General features: G+C 55.0%; 18 protein-coding genes. 7 read left to right on the top strand and 11 right to left on the bottom strand.

Annotated features, from left to right (window positions below; all coding sequences use genetic code 11):
* Positions 1 to 12 precede the first annotated feature (12 nt).
* The 4 genes from mobF to RCH91_RS07650 are packed head-to-tail and all read right to left on the bottom strand — an operon-like array spanning position 13 to position 4,547.
* On the bottom strand, positions 13 to 3,750 hold the full coding sequence (mobF, locus tag RCH91_RS07665; RefSeq protein WP_306534048.1) for a MobF family relaxase: 3,738 nt from the start codon (positions 3,748 to 3,750) through the stop codon (positions 13 to 15).
* Positions 3,751 to 3,785: 35 nt separating this feature from the next.
* A complete protein-coding gene (locus RCH91_RS07660) occupies positions 3,786 to 3,980 on the bottom strand; it encodes a hypothetical protein (protein WP_306534047.1) in 195 nt (64 codons plus the stop codon).
* 13 nt (positions 3,981 to 3,993) lie between these two features.
* Positions 3,994 to 4,341, bottom strand: coding sequence for a hypothetical protein (locus RCH91_RS07655; protein ID WP_306534046.1), 348 nt, complete (start codon positions 4,339 to 4,341; stop codon positions 3,994 to 3,996).
* Positions 4,342 to 4,343: 2 nt separating this feature from the next.
* The gene (locus RCH91_RS07650; protein WP_306534045.1) at positions 4,344 to 4,547 is read right to left on the bottom strand and encodes an AlpA family transcriptional regulator; all 204 of its coding nucleotides are present in this window, start codon (positions 4,545 to 4,547) and stop codon (positions 4,344 to 4,346) included.
* A 692-nt stretch (positions 4,548 to 5,239) separates the two neighbouring features.
* Between RCH91_RS07650 and RCH91_RS07645 the strand changes: the two genes are divergently transcribed.
* Genes RCH91_RS07645 through RCH91_RS07630 form a run of 4 tightly spaced genes read left to right on the top strand, consistent with a single transcriptional unit; the run spans position 5,240 to position 7,779 of the window.
* Positions 5,240 to 5,890 carry a hypothetical protein gene (locus RCH91_RS07645; RefSeq protein WP_306534044.1) on the top strand — a complete coding sequence of 217 codons (651 nt, stop codon included), beginning with the start codon at positions 5,240 to 5,242 and terminating at the stop codon, positions 5,888 to 5,890.
* Between the two features lie 11 nt (positions 5,891 to 5,901).
* A complete protein-coding gene (locus tag RCH91_RS07640; protein WP_306534043.1) occupies positions 5,902 to 6,768 on the top strand; it encodes a helicase RepA family protein in 867 nt (288 codons plus the stop codon).
* The gene (locus RCH91_RS07635; RefSeq protein ID WP_306534042.1) at positions 6,758 to 7,597 is read left to right on the top strand and encodes a hypothetical protein; all 840 of its coding nucleotides are present in this window, start codon (positions 6,758 to 6,760) and stop codon (positions 7,595 to 7,597) included. The genes RCH91_RS07640 and RCH91_RS07635 overlap by 11 nt, the downstream gene beginning before the upstream one ends.
* Positions 7,576 to 7,779, top strand: coding sequence for a hypothetical protein (locus tag RCH91_RS07630; protein WP_306534041.1), 204 nt, complete (start codon positions 7,576 to 7,578; stop codon positions 7,777 to 7,779). The genes RCH91_RS07635 and RCH91_RS07630 overlap by 22 nt, the downstream gene beginning before the upstream one ends.
* Before the next feature lie 235 nt (positions 7,780 to 8,014).
* On the opposite strand, the gene RCH91_RS07625 is transcribed toward RCH91_RS07630, so the two are convergent.
* The 5 genes from RCH91_RS07625 to dnaE form a co-directional block, all read right to left on the bottom strand.
* On the bottom strand, positions 8,015 to 8,158 hold the full coding sequence (locus tag RCH91_RS07625) for a hypothetical protein (RefSeq protein WP_306534040.1): 144 nt from the start codon (positions 8,156 to 8,158) through the stop codon (positions 8,015 to 8,017).
* Positions 8,159 to 8,206: 48 nt separating this feature from the next.
* Positions 8,207 to 8,371, bottom strand: coding sequence for a hypothetical protein (locus tag RCH91_RS07620; RefSeq protein WP_306534039.1), 165 nt, complete (start codon positions 8,369 to 8,371; stop codon positions 8,207 to 8,209).
* 241 nt (positions 8,372 to 8,612) lie between these two features.
* Complete coding sequence (locus tag RCH91_RS07615; protein WP_306534038.1) at positions 8,613 to 9,389, bottom strand: pseudouridine synthase; 777 nt, start codon at positions 9,387 to 9,389, stop codon at positions 8,613 to 8,615.
* Between the two features lie 106 nt (positions 9,390 to 9,495).
* The gene (locus RCH91_RS07610) at positions 9,496 to 10,452 is read right to left on the bottom strand and encodes an acetyl-CoA carboxylase carboxyltransferase subunit alpha (RefSeq protein ID WP_306534037.1); all 957 of its coding nucleotides are present in this window, start codon (positions 10,450 to 10,452) and stop codon (positions 9,496 to 9,498) included.
* Positions 10,453 to 10,506: 54 nt separating this feature from the next.
* On the bottom strand, positions 10,507 to 13,980 hold the full coding sequence (dnaE, locus tag RCH91_RS07605; protein WP_306534036.1) for a DNA polymerase III subunit alpha: 3,474 nt from the start codon (positions 13,978 to 13,980) through the stop codon (positions 10,507 to 10,509).
* 307 nt (positions 13,981 to 14,287) lie between these two features.
* Here dnaE and RCH91_RS07600 point away from each other — a divergent pair, with 307 nt between their 5' ends.
* Positions 14,288 to 16,252 carry a TRAFs-binding domain-containing protein gene (locus tag RCH91_RS07600; protein WP_306534035.1) on the top strand — a complete coding sequence of 655 codons (1,965 nt, stop codon included), beginning with the start codon at positions 14,288 to 14,290 and terminating at the stop codon, positions 16,250 to 16,252.
* A complete protein-coding gene (locus RCH91_RS07595; RefSeq protein WP_306534033.1) occupies positions 16,249 to 17,373 on the top strand; it encodes a patatin-like phospholipase family protein in 1,125 nt (374 codons plus the stop codon). Before RCH91_RS07600 ends, RCH91_RS07595 begins: the two co-directional genes overlap by 4 nt.
* 233 nt (positions 17,374 to 17,606) lie before the next feature.
* On the opposite strand, the gene RCH91_RS07590 is transcribed toward RCH91_RS07595, so the two are convergent.
* Entirely contained in the window at positions 17,607 to 18,023 is a 417-nt protein-coding gene (locus RCH91_RS07590; protein ID WP_306534032.1) for a putative toxin-antitoxin system toxin component, PIN family, read from the bottom strand.
* Positions 18,020 to 18,307, bottom strand: coding sequence for a type II toxin-antitoxin system Phd/YefM family antitoxin (locus RCH91_RS07585; protein WP_306534031.1), 288 nt, complete (start codon positions 18,305 to 18,307; stop codon positions 18,020 to 18,022). Before RCH91_RS07585 ends, RCH91_RS07590 begins: the two co-directional genes overlap by 4 nt.
* 139 nt (positions 18,308 to 18,446) lie before the next feature.
* Between RCH91_RS07585 and RCH91_RS07580 the strand changes: the two genes are divergently transcribed.
* Positions 18,447 to 22,373 carry a TIR domain-containing protein gene (locus RCH91_RS07580; protein ID WP_306534029.1) on the top strand — a complete coding sequence of 1,309 codons (3,927 nt, stop codon included), beginning with the start codon at positions 18,447 to 18,449 and terminating at the stop codon, positions 22,371 to 22,373.
* Positions 22,374 to 22,633: the final 260 nt, after the last annotated feature.

Here is a 22,633-nt window from a genome sequence, read left to right as displayed (position 1 = left end):
CATTTATGGTGGCTACATTTCCATTCCAACGTCCTGAGTTTTTGCCGATGAAGAAGCTGATTCCGACCTCTCCATTTCCTTGGTTCCCTTCCCGGTTTCGGTGTTTTCTTTCATACTGCTTTTATCTCTCTCGATTCCCTTTTCTCCCCTATCAGTGTCTTTCAGAGAGCTTTCGAATTTTTCTGACAAGTCGGATTTTATTTTGTCTGTTTCGCTCTTTCCTTCTTTGACTTCAGATATGCTCTTGTCGTCTGTTTTGTTAAGCTCCCTATCGCTGTCTATTCCATTTTTTTCTTGGTAGTCCAATGTTGATTTTTTGGTCTGCTCTTCACTTACCTGAGTTTTTAATCTATCTGCATCGTCTGTGTAAACTTTCATTTCTTCCTTGCCACGAGTCGCTGCAACATAGAATGAGTTGAAGTTATTTCCACCTTCATTTGTGTCGGCATGGAAAATAATTTTCTCACTCGTTTGACCCTGTGACTTGTAATCTGTGATTACATAGCCGTGATCGAAACAACCATAATTTTTTACATTGAAACTCACTTCGTTTCCATTTTCCAATTTCACGTTCATTTTGCCGAGCTCGTTGATATTCTGAACCTCACCAGTCATTCCGTTTTGCACTCCAAGTTTCTGACTGTTCTTGAGAAATACAATCTTTTCTCCTGTGCTGAAATTCTTCTCCTGAGACTCATAAACGGAGAGACTGCTACCCCCCTTTTTCAAGTCAAACTCGACCACTTCGCCAGTCTTTTTCTCCAATGTCAGGGTATGGTCTTTGGGATTGATGTTGATGATTTTTGCTTCGTCTCCGGCCCTCATTCCTTCACCTGATTTTGATGAAAAAACGTAGTCGCCTTCACGGTAGGACTGGGCAAAGTGCCGGTTAACCGTGTTGATGCTTTTCGGGGTCCGGACGTTTAAGCTGTGGTCTTTTGCTCCGATTTTTTCCTGTGATTTGAGTTCATCCCGGATGCTCTGATTGATTTCCTGACGGTCTGCGTTGCGAGTTGTAACAACGATAGTATCCTTCCAGTTTTTTTCGCTCGTGTAGTCCTTCACAAGTGCGTTGATCCGTTCGTCCCTGTCGGCTATCTGATGGAGGTTTCCGCCCTTCTCAAGCCTCCCAAAAGCCTTGTCTAGTCGCTTCCCTGTTATGTCGGAAACCACCGCCTTGTAGTCGTCTGTTTTTTGCCGTAAAACCTCATTCATCCGGGTAACATCCACCACCCCGTATTTTTGAGAGTCACTGAACATCCGACCCGCTGCCACGCCCAACAACTGCTTGGTGTCCCCAACAAGGATGACCCTTCCGCCTTCTCTTTCCGCCGCTTTGAATAATTGGTGTGCCTGTCGTGAGCCGACTAAAGATGCTTCGTCAACGATGAAAATTTTCTCTTTTCCAGATATTTTAGTTGGTTCCAACTCCTTGCTTACCCCTTCACCATTTTGGGAAAGAACCACTCTGAAAGGCCCCTTGGACAGCACGACATTCCCGTTTTTATCGAGTCCGAGACTCGCCTTGCTGTTCGTCTTCGGTTCCTTAACAACCCTCGATTCGGAATGAGTGATTTTCACTTCCGGCTGACCCATCCAGTTCGTTGTTTCGTATCCCCGCCATTTTGTCTCTACAACCGTTCCGTCCGGCTTCTTGGTCATCGTTTTCCCGAATTTGAAACCCATTACGGTGAAGGTCCGTGATGATTTTTCAGTGGTTCCATCCTTGCCGGTTATCTTCTCGGTCTGGTTCTTTGCTGCAAAAAGGGTAATCCCCTTGCCACCTTCACCAAAACTGCTTGATTTTATTACGTGTTTATTGCCGTCTGCATCCGTCTTTTCTGTTTTGGTGTAACGGCTCATCCCGTAATCTTCCGTTTTGGAGCGGATTTTTGTTCCCTTATCCTCTCCAAAGAGGATCTTTTCTGATCGTTCATATACCTTGCCCCCTCCCCACACGGTATCCCGACTGCTTTTGGTGCCTATCGACAGGTTCCCGGTTCCCCGCTGATATGAGATGGTCCCGCCGTTACCGTGGGGATTCAGCATTTCTATTTTTTCCCCCGGCTTCCTGAAGGTGCTGGGGGAATCGTTGGTAAAGGTGCGCTCATATGTTTTTCCGTGAAATTGTCTCTCGTCTATGTAAAGGGTTCCCTTCGGCTCTCCCTTGGTTTCGGTTCCTGTTCCGGGGGTAGCGGGAGTATCAGAAAGCTCTTTACCGTCCTTGCCTACGCCGATCAGGAAGCTGTCTATCGTTTGCGATTTGATACCCCCTGAACCTTTTTCAAGTTCTGCCGCCGCTTTACCTGTATATCCGAGGCCCACCAATTCGGTTTGTTTGTCGCTGTACGAAGAAAGAACGTTATTCACGAGTTCAAGAGCCGCTGTCTTACCTACCCCGGCGTCTCCTTGCACGACAAGATAGCGGTCGTTGCTGGTAAGGAGTTTTTGGGCGTATTCCTTCTGTCCACTGGTAAGATTCATTCCGGTGCGGTCCTGATAGTCTGCTATCGCCTTCTCTGCCTCCTGTGGGGTCATCAGTGCTTCGACCTGACCCTTACCCGCCGCCATCATGCTCATGATCTGCTTTTCGGTTTTGATCATCTCCTTGGTGGAAAAGTTGTTCTTGTCGAGCTTCACTATTTCGCCGGATTTCTGAAGCTTCGTGAAAGCATCGACGATATCATTGCTGGGTACTGCTCCACCAGATAGGGTAAGAGCGTTTTTAAGAACCTCCCCCTTGGTGAATGTGCTCTCTGTCTCGGTAATGGCCTGTGTCGAAGTCTTCACGTAGTCCTCGGCGCTGAATTGCTTTTCTCCCCCTGCTCCTGCTGCTGTTTTCATGGCTTCCAAGAGGCTGTTTTTGTCCTTTCCTATCTCCGCAAGCTCACCGTTCCACCGTGTTTGAAGTTCCTCCCGGCTCAGGTTCCCTTTGCTGGCCCGTGTCTCGAAGTTTGCCCGTTCCCTGATTTCGGCATCGTGGACACCTTCATTTTTGCCGTTCTCACGAAGCTCGGCGGCTTTTCCCTGTATTTGGTCGTGTCGCTTTGAGAAAACGTCCTCTGAGCCTTCCAAACCATTTACCCTTATATCGACTACCCCTTTTTCATTCAAAATTGTGAAAGCATCAATTCCGGCCCTCTGGAGGCCATTTGCCAATTCGTTCTTGTAAAAAGAATCGAGCATCTGCCGGTTCTCGAACATCGCCTTGTTTTCGACGGCTCTCCAGCCGTCCGGGGTCTGGGTCATGTTCATGACCAACACGTGAGTATGAAGCTGTGGATCTCCTTCACGGCTCGTACTGTGCTCAAACTTCGCTGCTACCATGTTCCCGGTGTCTACCCGCTCCGTTATGCCGTTCACAGTCTGCCGTGCTTGAGAAAGGTTTTGCTCTGCATACTCCATGGTCTTTTCAACGGCTTGCCGGTGAATATCCAAAACCCTTTCGTCTCCCAGAACCAAACCCGCCACGGAAACAGATTTAGGGGCCGAAAAGGTGTAATCGGTTCCTGCTCGGTGTTCGCCGTTCACACCGTCCTTTACCAACTGCTCGCCGGTCGTGGGGTGGACACCACAAATCACCGCCTGAAAATTCTCTTTTTCCACTGAACCGGATAATCCAAGGGCTTCCGCTCCCTTTCCTTGCCACTCGCTGTTATTTTTAAAAATGCTGTTATTTCCAAAAATGGGGTCTTTTTCGTAGTAGTATCCTGCCGCTTGTGATGCTGACGCATTGTGAGTGCTAATCATGCTGTCCTCCCTTCAGTTTAATGCTCTGTTTGTGGCTATTTCCAGATAAGGCCGAGAATTAATAAGACTATTAGAACTGCAAGCACTAATAGAACAGGGCCTATGATTTGGTTGATTCCTTGCCGGTAGTCGGCTTCGTTGTGGTAGTCGTGGAGGAAGTCTGTGGTTGCGCTGAAGCTTTCTTTGAGGGCTTCTTTGGCTGTATGGAGGAGTGTTTTCAGAGTTTTCATTGTTGGCTCCTTTCTATTTTTTTATACTCTTGAGTAGGTCATCGTTTTTCAGGTCTTTTCCAAGGGCATCGAGGTCTCTTTTGAGGTCCAGCATGTCTTTTTTCTGCTGTTGATCCAGTGCATCGGCTTCGGCCTTGGCTCGTTTTGCCTCTTCGAGTTCGGATTCAGCGGCCTTCTTCTTTTCGTCCCAGAACTGACGTTCTTCTGAGGAACGGGAAAAAGACTTCATTTCCTGAGCCCACTCCTGTTCAAACTTCACTTCGTTCAGGTTCATTTGGGTTTCCTGCGTATTCATTTTTGTTAATACTATGATGAGGGTTATCGCAAGCACCGGTGCTGTAAACATGAGAATTTTGAACATTTTTAGTTTCCTCCATTGTGTTTGGATTTACGGCCTACTTTTGGTCTGATAAATGATTCAATTTCTGAGCGTTTAAACCATAGATAACAATCTCCGAGTCTTTTTATTGCTTTCAATTTGTTTGCCTTCGCATATCTGTATATTGTTGCCTTGCTGCATCCATAGAGTTGTGTCAGTTCATTGATGTTGATGTATTCGTTATTCATTTCGTTGCCTCCTTGATATTATTTACTAATAGATATGCACACTTCATAAATTGTTTAAGACGAATAAAAGCGAACTAAAAACCTTTTTGCTTATAAGAAGAAGTCGTTTTTTGGCATGAAATTTGACTTTCTTCTTTAAAAGCTGATTTGGTTTTTCAGTTCGCTTTTATTCGTGTTTTGTTTTTAGTTTTGCTTTTCAAAAAAAGAGGGAGGATCATAAAATCCTCCCTCGCTTCTTTATAGATTCTTTATAGAATCTTTACACTCGAAAAATGGCTTACAATATGTTGATTTTATTGATGAATTCAAAACGGTCGGTTAAGATAACCCCACGCTTTGGTTAAGATAACCCCACGCATCGGTTAAGATAACCCCACGCTTTTTCCTTCCGCTCGGCCCCTGTCGGTCCAAATAACCCCACGCTTGCTTGTTCATAAAAAATCCGGCTAATCCAGCACCATTCCTGAGTTTGCACCGATTACCGCAACGCTGGAAGGTCACATTTTCCTGTTGTCAGTTTTACCAAAAGTTATAAACATCTGTTTTTGTTCATTTTTTTTCGCAAAACCTCTTGAAAATAAATTTCCAGTGTGATATATCTTAATCATAATTTTGAACCGCCCTGAATCTGCATGGGCCTTTAAAAAAAAATACCGCTTATACCAAATGGTATTTTTTGAAGGAGGCCCAAAATGTTCAGTTCAACTACTCCCACCGTTCAAGCAACAATCGAAAACAACTCCTCTCTTTGGCCCAAAGTCGAATCGTTAATCAAATCGGTTATCAGAAGATCATGTTTTTATAAAGACATGCACGAAGATGTGTTGTCTGAAACAAAAATACTGTTCTTACTGAATAACAAAAATAAAAATCCTTCTGTCTGGTTCCTGAAAAAAACAGTCCTTTTCGCCTGCCGTAACCTTGGCCTCTATCGCCCAAAGTCCAAACAGGACGAACAAACACAGTCAATATCTTTTGCCTCCCTCGAAACCCTCCAAGAAAACGGTTTTGATATAGCCGACACTCGCTATACCGAAAATAAGGAGACAGACCGCCTTAACACTCTCCTCGAATATGCCCTCACTGACCCCACCTTTGTAAAAGCGGTAGCCCTTATAAAAGAGGGCCACGACCTCTCAGCAGTCGCAAAAAGGGAGGGTATAAGCTGTTCCGGCCTGTGGCAGTTCCTGCGCCGGGAAGGGCAAAAAACTCTTCAAGAAATTGAAAGCCCCCAAATGCGGCTTATTTCGGCCAATGAGGTAAAGGTAAAAGCCAAGAGCCGCCCCGTTACAACCAAAAGCAAAGCCTCCACCAGCCAACAACTCCCGCTGTTTGCCGCTTAGGAGGTTTTGTCATGGAAAATGTTGTCACGATGGATTTGAGCAATTGTTTCGAGACAGAACCCCCTCCCCTCGACTTCGTTATTCCCGGTTTCCTCTCCGGGGATGTCGGTGCGCTCGTCTCTCCCGGTGGATCAGGAAAATCCTTTTTGGCTTTGAATATAGCCGTGGCGACTTCTACCGGCCACGATCTGACCAGCGGGGCCTTGGGCGTGACGAGTACCGGGAAAGTAACTTATTTGAACGCCGAAGATGCCCCAGACGCTCTACGCCGTAGACTCCACGCCCTTGGGCAATTTCTCTCCCCGGACGTGCGAAACGAAATGATAGAGCATATGACAGTAAAAAGTCTGAGGGGTCTTAACTGTTGGCTCTTGGACGAAACCGGAAAGGAAAACGCAAAGGCTGTTGACTGGCTTTTGAACGAAGCCAAGGACCAACGCCTTGTCATACTCGACACACTTAGGCGCTTTCATCTTGGAGACGAAAACAGCAGCGGTCAAATGGCGCACTTGCTAGGCATTCTGGAGTCTATAGCTTCCCAGACCGGAACCGCTTTTTTGTTCCTTCATCACACCAACAAATCGGCGGCGACAAACGGAAATGGGGGCGAACAAGGTGCTTCTCGTGGCTCTTCGGTGCTCGTAGATAACGCCAGATATCAAGCGAACCTCACAACGATGACCCCCCAAGAGGCCCAGAAACTGGGGCTTCAGGAAGAAAGACGGCGCTGGCATGTGAAGTTCCAAACATCGAAATGCAACAACGCCGAACCAAATGAGGAAATATGGCTTTTCCGGAATACCGGGGGGATTCTCACAAGAGCGGATTTCGGAAATGCCGTGAATTCAAATGTAAGGAGGTTTAGCCGTGGCTACTAAAAGGGATATGACACCATCTGTGCGGGTAGAAATGGACTTTATCCACTATTCGTTCCTTGGGACCGGGAAAGAACGATTTTCGGGAGTGCGTAAAATTCCTTATAAGGGTGGATATTTTGAAATTAGCGGCTTAGAAATACCAAATTGGCACGACGGAGATGTTTTTTTGGGTATTTTGAAGGCTTTTAACGAAAAACGGAAGGCTGGTCTTGCATATGAGGGGGAAATCACAAAAGAACGGAAGACTACGGCAATCCAACTGAGCACAAAAGAACTTTGCTTCTATGCTGGTGCACAAAAGGGTGGAAAAACAAAAAATACTATTATTGACAGCCTAAAAAGATTTCAAAAAACAACGGTTGAAGCCAAAAGAATCGATGAAAAAGGTAAAATCATTGATTGTCAAACGTTACATACCATCCTGTATGCCGACTGGACAACCGATAAAAAGACAGGAGAAAGACACTTTGAAATAGCGATAAACTCGGCATTTCTGGACCAATCAAAAAACAGAGGATTGTTGCTTCACTTTCGTAGCATTCAGATGATGTCAAATCAGATCGCAAAAGGATTGTGGGCAATTATTCAAACTAACAAAAGAACAAAATACTCTTTAGATTATTTGAAAAAACAACTCTGGATCAAATACGAAAAGAATATGGCTATATTCCAAATAAAAGAAGCTGCTAATCAAATTATTAAAATTACATCCGATAGCGTTGACTCTAAAAGACTAATACATTTTTATTGGACCAATGAGACTACAGATGATTTTCTGAATGTTGTAATCGACAAAGGAGATAAACCATGCAAGAAAATAAAAAACTAGGCAAAGTATGCGGCGTTGAAATATTAGATTCAGAAGGTGATTTCGTATATCTCAAAGTTAAAGCTAAACTCTCCAAATACTCTAATTGTGACGGTGATATAGAACCCGGAAAAGTCTGTAACTTATATTATTCAGAAGTAGACGGCAGGTTATATGTTAATAACCTTTACATCAAAGAGTAAGAGAGGGGGCCAAAAGGCCCTTTTCTCTTTTCCTCTTCCGCTGGATTTTGCTTCCGCCCCTCTCCCCCCCCTCAATTCGGTTCCTGTTTCCGGCTTCACATTCCAATATTAAAAATCTTGTCCTCTTATACCGTCTGGTATAATTTACCCAAAATTATTTTGTACCACAAATTGTACCACAAAAAGCGACTCTCTAAACTTGTAAGTGCCTGAATTTGTTGAAATTTAAGTTTAATTAATAGTTTCCAGTCTTCGGCACCATAAAAAACAAGGGGTTAGCTGCTTCGGCAGCTAACCCCTTTCGTTTTCCCTGTTCATCTGATGTATGTTCTGTTGTCACACCGACAGCACCACCCATGCGGTCAAGGCCACTGTCCATCAACTCTCCAACACTTTCCCGAGGACAATCTCTCCGACGGGTTGCGGGTCAGTATCTCACTACGGCCCCTTCCGGGGAGTCAGTGACGCTCCAATGGTCAATCAGTTTGTGGTTGCTGGAGATATGATGACCCAGGGTACGGGCCACAACTCCTTCCTTGACCGTCACCGAAAACAGGCAGAGTCCGTATCCATCGTAGCAGTTCACAAACATGGCCGTTACCTCCTTGCACCCTTGTCTGGAAGCAGTCTGTACTAATTGCCTCTTGACTCAATTCAATGCAAAGCCCTTGCCATCTTTTTAAAATAACGCTTCGATCCTCCCGAACTCCCCACTGGCTGCCTTTTCCGCTGTCCTGCCCCACCAGGAAACCTGTTCAGACACCCGCACCGAGATAGAATACCATCCAAAATGCGTGTTTTTTACACACTAGTGTGGGAATTCGTAACATTCGTTACGTCTTCCGGGGACGAGGCGACGGGACGCGTCCGGCTGATGGTGCCCTCCGTCCCGTTTTTTTCCCCTCAGCAAGGGCGCTCACCTCTGCCGGCGTGAGGTGTCGGTATTGTCCCTGCTTCAGCTCACCCAGTTCAAGGGACCCGTACCGAACCCGCCGCAACCGCACCACGGAGAGACTGACCGCTTCGCACATCCGGCGGACCTGGCGGTAGCGTCCCTCGTGGATTGTTATGGAAATCCAGGTATTGTTGTCGCTTTGCTTGGTCAACGCGACCCGGGCCGGGGCGGTCTTGCCGTCTTCGAGATCGACTCCCTGTTCCAGTCGGACGATCTGTTCCCTGGCAACCGTCCCCCGGATCCGCACAAGGTACTCCTTGTCCACCTCGTGGCGTGGGTGGGCAAGACGGTTGGCCCATTCGCCGTCGTTGGTGAGGAGCAGCAGACCCTCGGTGTTGTAGTCGAGGCGGCCAACGGGGAATACTCGCACCCCGAGCCCCTTAAGAAGGTCGGTCACGATGGGGCGCCCTTCGGGGTCCTTCAGGGTGGTGACATACCCCACCGGTTTATTGAGAAGAACATACACGCGCTTCTCGTCAACGGTGACCGGTTTGCCGTCAACGGTGATGGTGTCCCGGGAGGGGTCGGCCTTGGCTCCCAACTCGGTGACCGACGCACCGTTCACCGCAACGCGTCCGTCAGTGATCATTCGCTCGGCCTCCCGGCGGGATGCGACTCCGGCCTGGGAGAGTATCTTCTGCAACCGTTCTTCCATTTGAACTCCAGAAAAGGCTGAAGGCTAAAGACTGAGGGTGAAAGGTAAAAACCTTCCACCCAAAACCCTTAGCCTTCAACCCTTAGTCTTCAGCCTTCAGCCCGCCCTATTCCGCAAACCGCGACATCTTCCTGAACTTCTGGTACCGCCCTTCCACAAGCTCCTCCACAGAAAGCGCCTTCAACTCCTTCAGGTGCCGGGCAAGTGCCCCATGGAGGTTCTTTGCCATGGTCTCGTGGTCACGGTGGGCGCCGCCGAGGGGCTCCTTGATGATCTCGTCGATGACGTCCAGCTCCTTGAGGTCAGGGGCGGTCAGCTTGAGGGCTTCGGCGGCCTGGGCTCCTTTGGTGCCGTCTGACCAGAGGATGGCGGCGCACCCTTCGGGGGAGATGACTGCGTAGATGGAATATTCGAGCATCAGAACCCGGTCGCCAACGGCGATGGCCAATGCCCCGCCGGAGCCCCCCTCGCCGGTGATGACGACGACAATCGGCACAGTCAGCGCCGCCATCTCGCGGAGGTTACGTGCTATGGCTTCGGCTTGGCCCCGTTCCTCGGCGCCGATGCCCGGGTAGGCGCCGGGGGTGTCGACAAAGGTGATGATCGGCATCCGGAACCGCTCTGCCATCTCCATGAGGCGCAGGGCCTTGCGGTACCCCTCGGGGTTGGGCATGCCGAAGTTGCGGTAGACTTTCTCCTTGGTGTCGCGCCCCTTCTGGTGGCCGATGACCATGACCGGCTCGCCGTCCAGCTTGGCCATGCCGCCGACGATGGCGTGGTCGTCGCCGTAGAGACGGTCGCCGTGGAGTTCAACGAAGTCGGTAAAGATATGAGTGATATAGTCAAGGGTAAAGGGGCGGTCAATGTGGCGGGCCACCTGGACCATCTGCCAGCGGGAGAGGTTGGCGAAGATCACCTCCCGCATCTTGTCGACCTTTTTCTCCAGCTTGCCGACCTCAGTCTTCAGCTCAGCGTTGTCGCTTGCGATATCGGCCAGTTCCTGGATTTTCTTCTCCAGTTCCACGACCGGTTTTTCAAATTCGAGATGGTATTGGGAAGCCATTGATCTTCTCCTTTGCACGATTCCATGTAATGTATTTTCAACGCTGTAGAGCGGTTACTCGAACGACACGGCATGATAGCCGAAGAGGTTCTTCACTTCAAGGGAGAGTTCCTCGCTGGGCGCCACCTGGTACGAATCGGGGAGGGCGATGGTGGCCCGGCACTGGGCGGGAATCTCGATGGCGAGAAGCGTTTTGCAGCTGCCGGGATGGCGGCGCATGATCCCCTTGAGGGTTTCAAGGCGGCTGCGGTCAAGGCCGTCGCCCACCAGGGTGAAGACGACCCGCTTGGTCTCGCGGCTGCTCACATCCTTCAGGAGCACCACCTCGTTGGCCATGATCTTGATGCTCTTCTCCCCCTTGTCGATGGTACCCGAAATCAGGAGCGGGTCGTCGGACTTGAGGTACTCGGAGCCGGCGGCAAAGGCCTCGGGAAAGACCACGACCTCCACGGAACCGAGCAGGTCCTCCAGGGTGGCAAAGGCCATCCGGTCTCCCTTCTTGGTGATCAGTTCCTTGAGGGAGGTGACGATGCCGCAGAGCTTCACCTCACTCTTGTCGGCCCGCTCGTCAAGGGTGGCAGTGTCGGCGGTGGAGAAACGCTTGATCTCCTTCTCGTAGCGCCCCAGGGGGTGGCCGGTGATGAAGAAGCCGAGGGCCTCCTTCTCCTGCCCCAGTTTCAGCTTGTCGTCCCATTCGGGGATATCGGGGAGTTGCACCTTCCCCTTCCCCTTGCCGTTGCCGTTGGTCCTGACGATCTCCTCGGCGCCGAAGAGGGAAACCTGGGCGCTTTCCCGCTCCTGCTGGATCTTCTGGCCGATGGCCGTGGCGTCTTCCAGGGCCGCCATGAGCTGGGAGCGCCGGGCACCGGTGGAGTCGAAGGCGCCGCACTTGATGAGAGCTTCCACCACCCGTTTGTTGACCTTGCGGAGGTCGACGCGCTCGCAGAAGTCGAAGAGGTCCTTGAAATCCCCCTCTTTCCGGGCCTCAATGATCGCCTCGATGGCCCCCTCCCCCACGTTTTTCACGGCGCCGAGGCCGAAACGGATCGAGTTGCCCAGGACCCGGAAGGAGTGATGGGAGGCGTTGATGTCGGGGGGGAGCACCTCGATCCCCATATCCCGGCAGTCGGCGATGTTCTTCACCACCTTGTCGGTATTGGCCATGTCCTCGGTGAGAAGCGCGGCCAGGAACTCCACCGGGTAGTGGGCCTTGAGATAGGCGGTCTGGTAGGCCACCAGGGCGTAGGCGGCCGAGTGGGACTTGTTGAAGCCATACTCGGCGAACTTGGCCATGAGATCGAAGATGGCCCCGGCCTTCTGGAGGTCGATGCCCCCCTTTTTCGCCCCTTCCAGGAAGATGTCCCGCTGCTTGGCCATCTCGGCCGGGTCCTTCTTGCCCATGGCGCGGCGCAGTAGGTCGGCGCCACCAAGGGAGTAGCCGGCCAGGGTCCGGGCGATCTGCATGACCTGCTCCTGGTAGACGATGACCCCGTAGGTATCCTTCAGGATCGGCTCCAGCTGCGGCAGGTCATAGACCACTTTCTTGCGGCCGTGCTTGCGGTCGATGAAGTCGTCCACCATGCCGGAGCCCAGGGGGCCCGGCCGGTAGAGAGCGCAGGCGGCGATGACGTCCTCGAAGCAGGAGGGCTTCAGCTTGACCAGCATCTCCTTCATGCCGCTCGATTCCAGCTGGAAGACGCCGGTGGTATTGCCGGCGGAGATGAGGTCATAGCTTGCCTGGTCGTCATCCCGCAGGGTGGCGATGTCGAAGGCAGGGTCCTTGTCCGCCCGGATCAGCCGGACTGCGTTGTGGATGACCGTCAGGTTCTTGAGCCCCAGGAAGTCGAACTTCACCAGACCGATCTTCTCCACGTACTTCATGGAGTACTGGGTGGTGAGGGAGCCGGTCTTCTGGTCCTTGTAGACGGGGCAGAATTCCTCCAGCTCCCTGGGCGCCACCACGACGCCGGCCGCGTGGGTGGAGGCGTGGCGGGCGAGCCCTTCGAGGCGGAGGGCTATCTCAAGCAGCTCCTTCACGCGGTGGTCGGCCTCGGCGGCCTCCTTCAGGCGCGCCTCCTGGGCGATGGCGTCCTTCAGCTTGATCCCGAGGACTTCGGGGATGAGCTTGGCGATCTTGTCCACCTCGCCGTAGGCCATGTCGAGGGCGCGCCCCACGTCGCGGATGACGGCCCGGGCCGACATGGTCCCGAAGGTGATGATCTGGCAGACCTTGTCGCGGCCATACTTCTCGGTGACGTACTGGATCACCTCCTCGCGCCGGTCCTGGCAGAAGTCCACGTCGATATCAGGCATGGAGATCCGCTCCGGGTTCAGGAAGCGTTCGAAGAGGAGGTTATAGGGGATCGGGTCGATGTCGGTGATCCGGACGGCGTAGGCGACCAGCGACCCGGCCGCCGAGCCCCGGCCCGGCCCCACCGGTATCCCCTGGTCCTTGCCCCAGTTGATGAAGTCGGCCACGATGAGGAAGTAGCCGGGGAACCCCATCTGCTTGATGCAGTCCAGCTCGATCCGGAGGCGGTCCCAGTACCCCTGTTCCTGCTCGGGGGTCATGGCGGGGTTCTTCACCCGGATCGTCTTGAGCCGCGACTCGAGCCCCTTGCGGGCCTCGTCCTCCAGCATCTGGTCCAGGGACTGGTCCTCGGGGGGCTCGAACTGAGGGAAATGATAGGTCTTGAAGTCAAAAGAGAGGTCGCACCGCTCGGCAATCTTCACGGTATTCGCGATGGCCTCGGGGGCGTAGTGGAAGGCGGCAGCCATCTCTTCCGGAGTCTTCACGTAGAACTCGTCGGTGGAGAAGCGCATCCGAGCCGCATCGTTCATGGTCTTGCCGGTCTGGATGCAGAGGAGCACCTCGTGGGCCCTGGCATCCTCGCGGTTGAGATAGTGGCAGTCGTTGGTGGCCACCAGAGGGAGCCCCACCTCCCGTGCCACCTCCAAAAGCCCCTTGTTGGCCCTGGCCTGCTCCACGAGGCCGTTCTCCTGGAGTTCGATGTAGTAGCGGTCAGGGAAGAGGTCCGCGTACCAGCGGGCCACATTCACCGCCTCGGCAATCCGGTCCCGCTCGCTGAGGTAGGCCACCTCCCCCTTCAGGCAGGCGGAGAGACAGATGAGCCCCTCGGCGTTCTCGGCCAAGGCCTCCTTGTCGATGCGCGGCTTGTAGTAGAACCCCTCCTTGAAGCCGATGGAAACCAGTTTTGACAGGTTCCGGTAGCCGGTCATGTTCTCGCAGAGAAGGAGCAGATGGTAGCCGGCGCCCGCCTCCCCACCCTTGGCCTCCTTCACGAAGCGCGAGCCCGGGGCGATATAGACCTCGGCGCCGATGACCGGCTTCACATCCTTGTCCTTGCACTTGAGGTAGAACTCCATGGCGCCGAACATGGCCCCGTGGTCGGTGATGGCCACGGCCGGCATGCCGGTGTCCTTGGCCTTCTTGACCAGGTCGCCGAGGCGGATGGCGCCGTCGAGGAGGGAGTACTGGGTGTGGAGGTGGAGGTGAACAAAGCTCATGGGGTACCCTGTTCGATCGCTGCGCCCGGTGGGGCGCGGATCGCTGTGCGAGGAAGGCAATTTTATTTTCGCTAAAAAATTCTATAGATTATGCCATGAAACAGCCGAGACTGTCAACATGACACAAACCCCGCCAGGTTATGCCTCAACCAAGCTAATCCACCAAATTAATTACGGTTTGCCCTTCTTCCTCGCCATGGTCTCCCCGCAATCGTGTCATCCATCTCCGCCGGCCGGTAGCAAGCGGCCTATTTTCCATTATAATGAAAGACTACGCCCACCTACCCATTCATAACCTGGAGGCCCCATGCCCCTGCACGCCTTTGTCATCATGCCCTACGGCACCAAGGAAGGGATCGACTTCGACGCCGTTTACGAAGAGCTCATCAGGCCCGCCCTGGAGAGCGAGCGGTTCCAGGTCTACCGGGCCGACGACGAGATCATCGCCGGCAACATCCGCACCGACATGTTCCAGGAACTGCTCCTGGCCGATCTCGTGGTGGCCGACCTCTCCATCGACAATCCCAACGTCTGGTACGAGCTGGGGGTGCGCCACGCCCTCCGGGCCCGGGGGGTGGTCCAGATATGCTCCGCGGCCCGGGAACGGATGCCCTTCGACGTCTATTCCGACCGCAACCTAAGCTACCGGCTCGCCGGGGGGCGCCCCGACCCCGCCTCCCTCGAAACGGACCGTCAGGACCTTGCCGAAATGGCCCGGGAAACCATCGCCGCCTGGCACGGCAGGAAGATCAGCCCCGTGTTCCACCACCTGGAATTTCTCCAGGAGCCCGACTGGAAGGAGCTGAAGGTGGGCGAAGCCCTGGAGTTCTGGGACAAGTACGACGACTGGGCCGACCGGGTGGAGGTGGCCCGCAAGAAGGACCGCCCCGGCGACATCATCGTCCTTGCTGAGGAGGTGCCGGTGCAGGCCCTGGCGGTGGAGGCCTACCGCACCGCCGGCCGGGCGCTCCACCGGCTCGGCAGGGTCCCCTTTGCCCTCGAACAGATCGAGAAGGCCCTCGCCATCGACCCCGACGATCTGGACTCGCTCCAGCAGAAGGGCGTTCTCCTGGGGCGGCAGGGCTCCGTCGCCGAGAAGATCGTCTGGCTCCAGGACCTTGCCGAGCAGTTCCCCGACAACCCGGAAACCCTCGCGCTGCTGGGAAGGGTCAGGAAAGAGAACTGGGTCTGCACCTGGCGCCGGACTGCAGCGACGCCGGAACAGATGGTGGCCGAGGCCGCCTCCTGGGAAGGACTCCTCCACGACGCCATCTCCCCCTACAAACGGGCCTTCCTCAAGGACCCGCGCCACCTCTACGCGGGGATCAACGCCCTGACCCTCACCGTTCTGCGGCGGCACCTGACCGGAACCGGCGACGACGCCAAAATCCGCACCCTGGAGGGGGCGGTCCGCTGGGCGATCCAGTCGGCCATCACCCGTGAAACCCCCGAGCGGCGCGACTACTGGGCCCGGACCGCCTGCGGCGACGTCGAAGTTCTTTCAAGCGACACTCCGGTGGTGGTCAAGGCGTACCGAAACGCCACCATCGCCGCAGAAAACGACTGGTACGCCCTCGACTCCACCCGGGAACAACTCCATGTGCTGCGCGATCTCCAGTTCCGTGTCCCCCAGGTGGAGGCGGCCATCGCAGTCTTTGATCAGGCGCTCTCCGTGATTCCCGTACCGTGGGAGCCGCGACAGGTCTTTCTCTTCAGCGGCCACATGATCGACGCCCCCGACCGACCCGAGCCCCGCTTCCCCCCCGACCAGGAAGCCGTTGCAGCGGCCGCCATCGCCCGAAAACTGGACGAACTGGGGGCCGGCCCCGACGACCTGGCCCTCTGCAGCGGCGCCTGCGGCGGCGACATCCTCTTCATCGAGGCATGTCTTGCCCGGGGGGTGCGGGTGGAAATGCGAATCACCTTCGAGATCCCCGAATTCCTCAACCGGTCCGTCACCTTTGCCGGCGAGGGGTGGCGCAACCGCTTCTTCGCCGTCAGGAGCAACCACCTCACCACCCTCTACATCATGCCCGACGAACTGGGCCCAACCCCGGCCGACATGAGCCCCTACGTCCGCACCAACCTCTGGCTCCTCTACACGGCACTTGCCTGGGGAGAGGAGAAGGTCCACTTCATTTGCCTCTGGAACCGCAAGGGAGGCGACGGCCCCGGCGGGACCGAACACATGCACGACGAGGTCAACAAGCGGACCGGACAGGTCCATGTGCTCGACACGAACAAACTATTCACTCAAGGAGGGACACCATGAGCCAGGAAGCTCTCAAACAGCGCATCACCACCCCGGGCCCCAAGAAGATCCTCACCCTCGACGGCGGCGGCATCCGGGGCATCATGACCGTCGAAGTGCTGGCGGGGATGGAGGAAATCCTGCGGCAGCGGCTGAACCGCAGCAGCGACTTTGTGCTGGCCGAATACTTCGACTTCTTCGCCGGAACCAGCACCGGCGCCATCATTGCCGCCTGCCTATCCCTCGGCATGTCCACCGCCAGGATCCGCGACTTCTACGTGGCCAGCGGTGAAGAGATGTTCGACAAGGCCTTTCTCCTCAAGCGATTCCGCTACAAGTACGAAGACGAAAAGCTGGCTTGCAAGCTCCAGGAAGAATTCGGAACGCACACTACCCTCGGCAGCGACAGGCTCAAGACCCTCCTCATGATGGTCATGCGCAACGCAACCACCGACTCCCCCTGGCCCGTCTCCAACAACCCCGGCGCCAAGTACAACTGCCTCGACCGCCCCGACTGCAACCTCAATATTCCCCTCTGGCAGCTGGTCCGGGCCAGCACGGCCGCGCCGGTCTACTTCCCTCCGGAGGTCGTCTGCATGGGGAGTCACGAATTCATCTTCGTGGACGGTGCTGTCACCACTTACAACAACCCCGCCTTCCAGGCCTTCCTCATGGCCACGGTAGAACCCTACAACCTCGGATGGTCTACCGGCGAAGAGAAGCTGCTGATCGTATCCGTCGGCACCGGCACGAATCCCCATGCCAACGCCGACCTGGCCCCCGAGGAGATGAACCTCCTCTACAATGCCGGCTCCATCCCGTCGGCCCTCATGTACGCCGCCCTCAACGAGCAGGACTTCCTCTGCCGCACCTTTGGCAAATGCCTGGCCGGCGACCCCCTCGATCGGGAGGTATGGGACATGATCGGCAAATCGGGGCCAGTAACGCCCAAGCTCTTCACCTACCTCCGTTACAATGCAGAACTCACGCGGGAAGGGCTCGACAGTCTCGGTCTTTCCCACATCGAACCGAAAGACGTTCAAAAGATGGACTCGGTGGAGCACATCGGCGCGCTCCAGGAAGTGGGAAAGGCCGTGGTGGCGAAAAAGATGAAGCCGGAGCACTTTGTGTCGTTCCTTTAGCAGGTTGTTCGACCCCGAGACCCTTGACGAGCTGGAGCGGATCGGGGATGAGCTGGCCGTGGAATTTGACGGGAAACTGGAGGAGTTTGCGGGGCTGGTTCATATAATTCGGTCAGTTTACCGACGGAGTTATCTTGATGCCGGTCTTTAGACTTTCGCGGGTCGTTGATAATAGATTACGGGGGATAAGAGGTGATGCCCTTGGCGGGAAATCACCCGTAGCTTGCGGGGGATTACATCCGCTGTCGGTTCCGGTACAATTCGATAAATTTAGCGGGAGACAGGACGATCACTCCCTGACAGAGGGATGGAGAGAAATGGACGTGATTCCCCGTCACGAGGCATTCCGCGCCGCCGGCAAGGGCAACCTCCAGAAACGGTTCATCATCGGGGTCCGGCAGGGGATCAGCAAGGGGAGCTGAGGCAACGGCGATGCCACACGCCTCGATCTGGTCCAGGAGGGCGGCGACCTTTTCCTGGTCGAACCTGAACTTCGGCCGAGCCAGGACCTCGGCATACTCGGTGATGATCCGGGCGTCAAGGCAGAGAGTGAGCATTCCGGCGGAAACCATCCGGACGATTTCACCGCACGTGCCGAACGGTGAGAGAAGACCGGCCACGAGGACGTTGGTATCAAGGACGATTATCACCGTGCCCGCTCTTTCCTGACCGCCCCGATCTCGGCGTTGATCTCATCCAGCGTGATCCCGTCGGCCCCCTGCTCCACCGACCGGCGCTGCAGCGAGGCCACCGCCTCCACCGCCCGGGCCCGGCGGAACGCCGCCAGGGACTCTTCAAGGTTTGCTTCGCTGATTGCCGCAAGGATGGCAATGGGGCGGCCGTTGCTGGTGATGATCATCTCCCGCTCTTCGGGAAGCTCTTTCCAGACCTGGGCCGACTTCCCCCGCAGGTCGCGAACACTGACGAATTTCATGGCTGTGTCCTCCAATTGTGTACTTGATAGTGGACACGATTGTCACTCGTAAGTCAAGGGAGATTTGGCAGAAGGATTGCCACAAGACCAACGGCACAGAATCACTCCGCATGCCTCTGTTTCTACAAGGACCTAATCCATGACCAGCCACATCACCCCACGCGTCTTCATCTCCTACGCCCGCAGCGACGGAGAGGAATTCGCGCGCCAACTCAGAGAACGGTTGGAGGCCGAGAAAATCCCCCTCTGGCAAGACCGTGTCGGCATGGAGGGGGGGCGCGATTGGTGGCTGCAGATCACTAAGGCCCTCGACCAAGTCGAGTTCATGGTCCTCGTCATGACCCCCAACGCCCTCGTCTCCCAGATGGTCCGAAAGGAATGGCGCTATGCCCGCCAGCAGGGGGTCTGCGTCTATCCGGTCAAGGCCGCTTCTGACCTTGATTTCTCCACGGTGCCCCGCTGGATGTCCAGCGCACACTGGTATGACCTGAAGCACGAGTGGCCCAAGTTCGTCAACGACCTGAACACCCGATGCCAGCAGCCGCGCGTCCCTTTCATGGTGGAGGACCTACCCGAGGGGTTTGTCCCCCGACCGGACGAATTCAACGCCTTGCGCTCGCTCCTTCTTGATTCCGAACGCGAAGAGCCGATCGCTATCACCGCAGCCCTCAGGGGGGCCGGGGGCTTCGGCAAAACAACCCTCGCCCAGGCGCTGTGCCATGACGAGGATATACAGAATGCCTTTGACGACGGCATCCTCTGGGTGACACTCGGTGAAAAGCCTGGGGACCTGACTGGTAAGATTGAAAATTTGATTTGGATTCTTTGCAAAGAACGGCCGAACTTCAAATCTGACGTGAGTGCTGCCTCGTTCAGGTTGGCAGAACTACTAGCTGATCGGGACATTCTGTTAGTCATCGACGACGTATGGGATTCGGCCCACCTGAAACCATTTCTGCAGGGTGGGCCGCGCTGCGCCCGGCTTGTCACGACCCGGATGGAGGAATCCCTCCCTCAGTCGGCACGGCGCGTCGATGTGGATGCCATGACCCGTGACGAAGCAGTTCAGCTCCTGTGCTTTGGGATTGAGACGACATCAGCTGACCGGGAACCTCTCGAAAACCTTGCAGAGCGCCTCGGCGAGTGGCCCCTGTTGCTGAAACTGGTGAACGGTGTCCTGTGGCAGCGGGTCAAACATGGGCACACTTTGCCGGACTCCCTGGCATACGGCAACAAGGCACTCGGGAAAGGAATTACCTTTTTCGACGTAAAGCAAACGGAGAGCCGGCATCAGGCTGTGAAGAAGACCATCGGCGTCAGCCTGGAGTTGCTGAGCCATGAAGAGAATGAGCGATTTACGGAGCTTGCCGTCTTTCCCGAGGATGTGGACATTCCACTGGCTACCCTTGAGAGATTGTGGGGGAAGACGGGAGGACTCGATGAAATCGATGTGGAGGATATCTGTGGACGTCTCTTTCGCATGTCGCTCCTCCTTCGGTTCGACCTGGCGACCCGGCAAATCCGTCTCCATGACGTGATCCGTCTTTATCTCCTGGAGCAGCGCAAGAAGGATATCCGGCAACTTCACGAGACCCTGCTCTCCCTCCACCGGCCAGAATCCGGGTGGTCGGCGCTCCCCCCTGAAGAACCCTACCTCTGGGACCATCTTGCCTACCATCTCTCCGAAGCAGGAAACTACGATGAACTGAGAACCATTTTCGAAGATGACCGGTGGCTCTATGCACGGGTGACACGAAGTGGCTATATCTACTCCGGCTACCTTGCAGACCTGGCTGTGGCGTGGAAGATGGCCGACGGCAAGGTGGCGGAGGATGAAACGTATATTGCTGACTGCTTTCGCTATGGCTTGATCAAGACGAGCATCAATTCGCTGGCTAATAAATATGAACCGGAACTGATTGTCGAGGCGGTTAAAACAGGTCTCTGGTCGCCAGATCGGGCAATCAGCGTTGCTGAGAATACGCCCTCACAAGAGCAGGCGTGCAAACTCCTCACCCTGCTGTTGAGAACTGACAAGCTTACAGACACCCAACGCACTAGAGCCGGAAACAAGGCCCTGGCTTTTTCCGTTGTGATCGACGGCGAATGGTCGCGCGCAAAGGCCCTAGCCGCCGTGGCCGGACAGCTGAGCGGCGCGGAAAAGGCAGCAGCGCTCAGGCAGGCACTTGATGCCGCACTCGCCATCGGTGACAAATGGTCGCGGGCAGATGCCCTAGCCGCCCTGGCCGGGCAGTTGAGCGGTGAGGAGAAGGCAACGGCTCTACGACAGGCACTCGACGCCGCACTCGCCATCGACGACGAAAGGTCGCGGGCAGATGCCCTAGCAGCCCTGGCCGAGCAACTGAACGGCGCGGAAAAGGCAGCAGCGCTCAGGCAGGCACTCGACGCCGCACTCGCCATCGGGGACGAACGGTGGCGGGCAGAGGCGCTGGCCGCCGCGGCCGGGCAGTTGAGCGGTGAGGAGAAGGCAACGGCTCTACGACAGGCACTCGACGTCGCACTCGCCATCGACGACGAAAGGTCGCGCGCAAAGGCCCTAGCCGCCGTGGCCGGACAGCTGAGCGGCGCGGCGAAGGCTGCAACACTCCAAAAGGCCCTCGATGCAGCCCTCGCCATCAAGGAAGAGTATATGATGGCAGACGCCCTGATCGCCGTTGCTGGGCAGTTGGGCGGCGCGGAAAAGGCAGCAGCGCTCAGACAGGCACTTGATGCCGCACTCGCCATCGGTAACGAATGGTCGCGGGCAGATGCCCTAGCCGCCCTAGCCGCCGTGGCCGGACAGTTGAGCAACGCGGAAAAGGCAGCAGTGCTCAGACAGACACGTGATGCCGCAAAACGGTCGCGGGCAGATACCCTAGCCGCCGTAGTCGCCGTGGCCGGACAATTGTGCGGCGCGGGATACCCTCCTATCCTCCAGCAGGTACTTGATGCTGCTCTCACTATCCGTGATGAAAGGTGGCGGGCAAGAGTCCTAGCCACTGTGGCCGGGGAGCTAAGCCGAGAAGAAATTGCTCCTGAGCTCCGAAAGATACTCCACGCCGCTTACAGAATGTGGGACATAAAATGTAAGCTGCAGGTGCTGACGGCTATAAAAGGACACCTCAGTGACGAGGAGATGAATGCCGTGCTAACGTACGCCCTCAACCCCGAACGAGCCTCTGACTGGGACCCATGGGAACAATATTGGGATGTAAAGGGCATGCTGCATTGCGGTAAACGGGAACCCGCAACATTCGTGCAAAAGCTTATAGCCGACATCTCTACCAAATATAAAACATGGCTGAGGCGGGCGATTGCAGCTAAGGCTAAGCTGTTCAACGACAGCCGCAAAGTTGAATCGGTCAGAAAAGGTATACTTAACTCCTATTACAATATGGAGAGGGCTCGGTTGCTGGTTGGCGATGCCGAATGGTTCGACGGGGAGAGAAAGGCTGCTGTGCTCCGACAGGCCCTTGACGCCGCTCTCGCTATCAGTGACGAGTGGTCGCGGTTAGAGACCCTGGTCACGGTGGTTAGGCAGCTCAGCGGCGTGGAAAACGCTCATGCCCTAAGGCAGGCATTCGACGCCGTACTCAATATTAAGCACGGAGAGGCACGGGCGAAGGCGCTGGCCGCTGTGGCCAGGCATCTGAGCGGCGAGGAAAAGGCTGCGGTAATCAAGCAGACCCTAGACACTGCACTCGCCATCAATAACCAAATGACGCGGGTGAATGCGCTGACCGAAGTTAGCGAGGAGCTAAGCGACAAGGAGAATGCTCCAGCGCTCTACAAAGCACTCTTCGCTGACCCCAATATCGGGAACGAGAAGTGGCAACCCAAGGTGCTGGCTAATTTACTACCTCATTTAGACAAAACCACTGCACTTAACCATGCTAAGGACTGCCTGCACCGGCTTGAAACTGCTACTCGAGCAGACTTTCTCGATAACTGCTTTGCTCTACTCCCAAAACTGACCCTACAAACGGAAACCATCCAGCGCATCGATAAGTCATACACCGACATCAAGACCAAATGGTACTTCGTTGGGGAACGATCTAAAATGTGATGACGGAGTGTAAGTGCGCTACTCTGCGATCCCGGCGATTTTGAGTTCTGGAATCTGAGAAAAATGTTTGTCGATGGTAAGGAACCCCTGAGGGGACGCTGCTAGGGAGAAGCTGCGGGGTCAGGAGAAGCTGCGGAGAAGCTGCGGGGTCAGGGAGAAGCTGCGGGGTCGGGAGAAGCTGCGGGGTCGGGTTTGACTTTCTGACATTTCCGCTGACCTGAAGACAAAATCTTGGAATTAGATCTGTCCCGGATTTCAAG

This window comes from Geobacter sp. (genome assembly GCF_030834625.1).
Taxonomy (GTDB): Bacteria; Desulfobacterota; Desulfuromonadia; order Geobacterales; family Geobacteraceae; genus Geobacter.
Note: the sequence above shows the minus strand (reverse complement) of the source record. Positions and strands in the feature narration are given on the sequence as shown.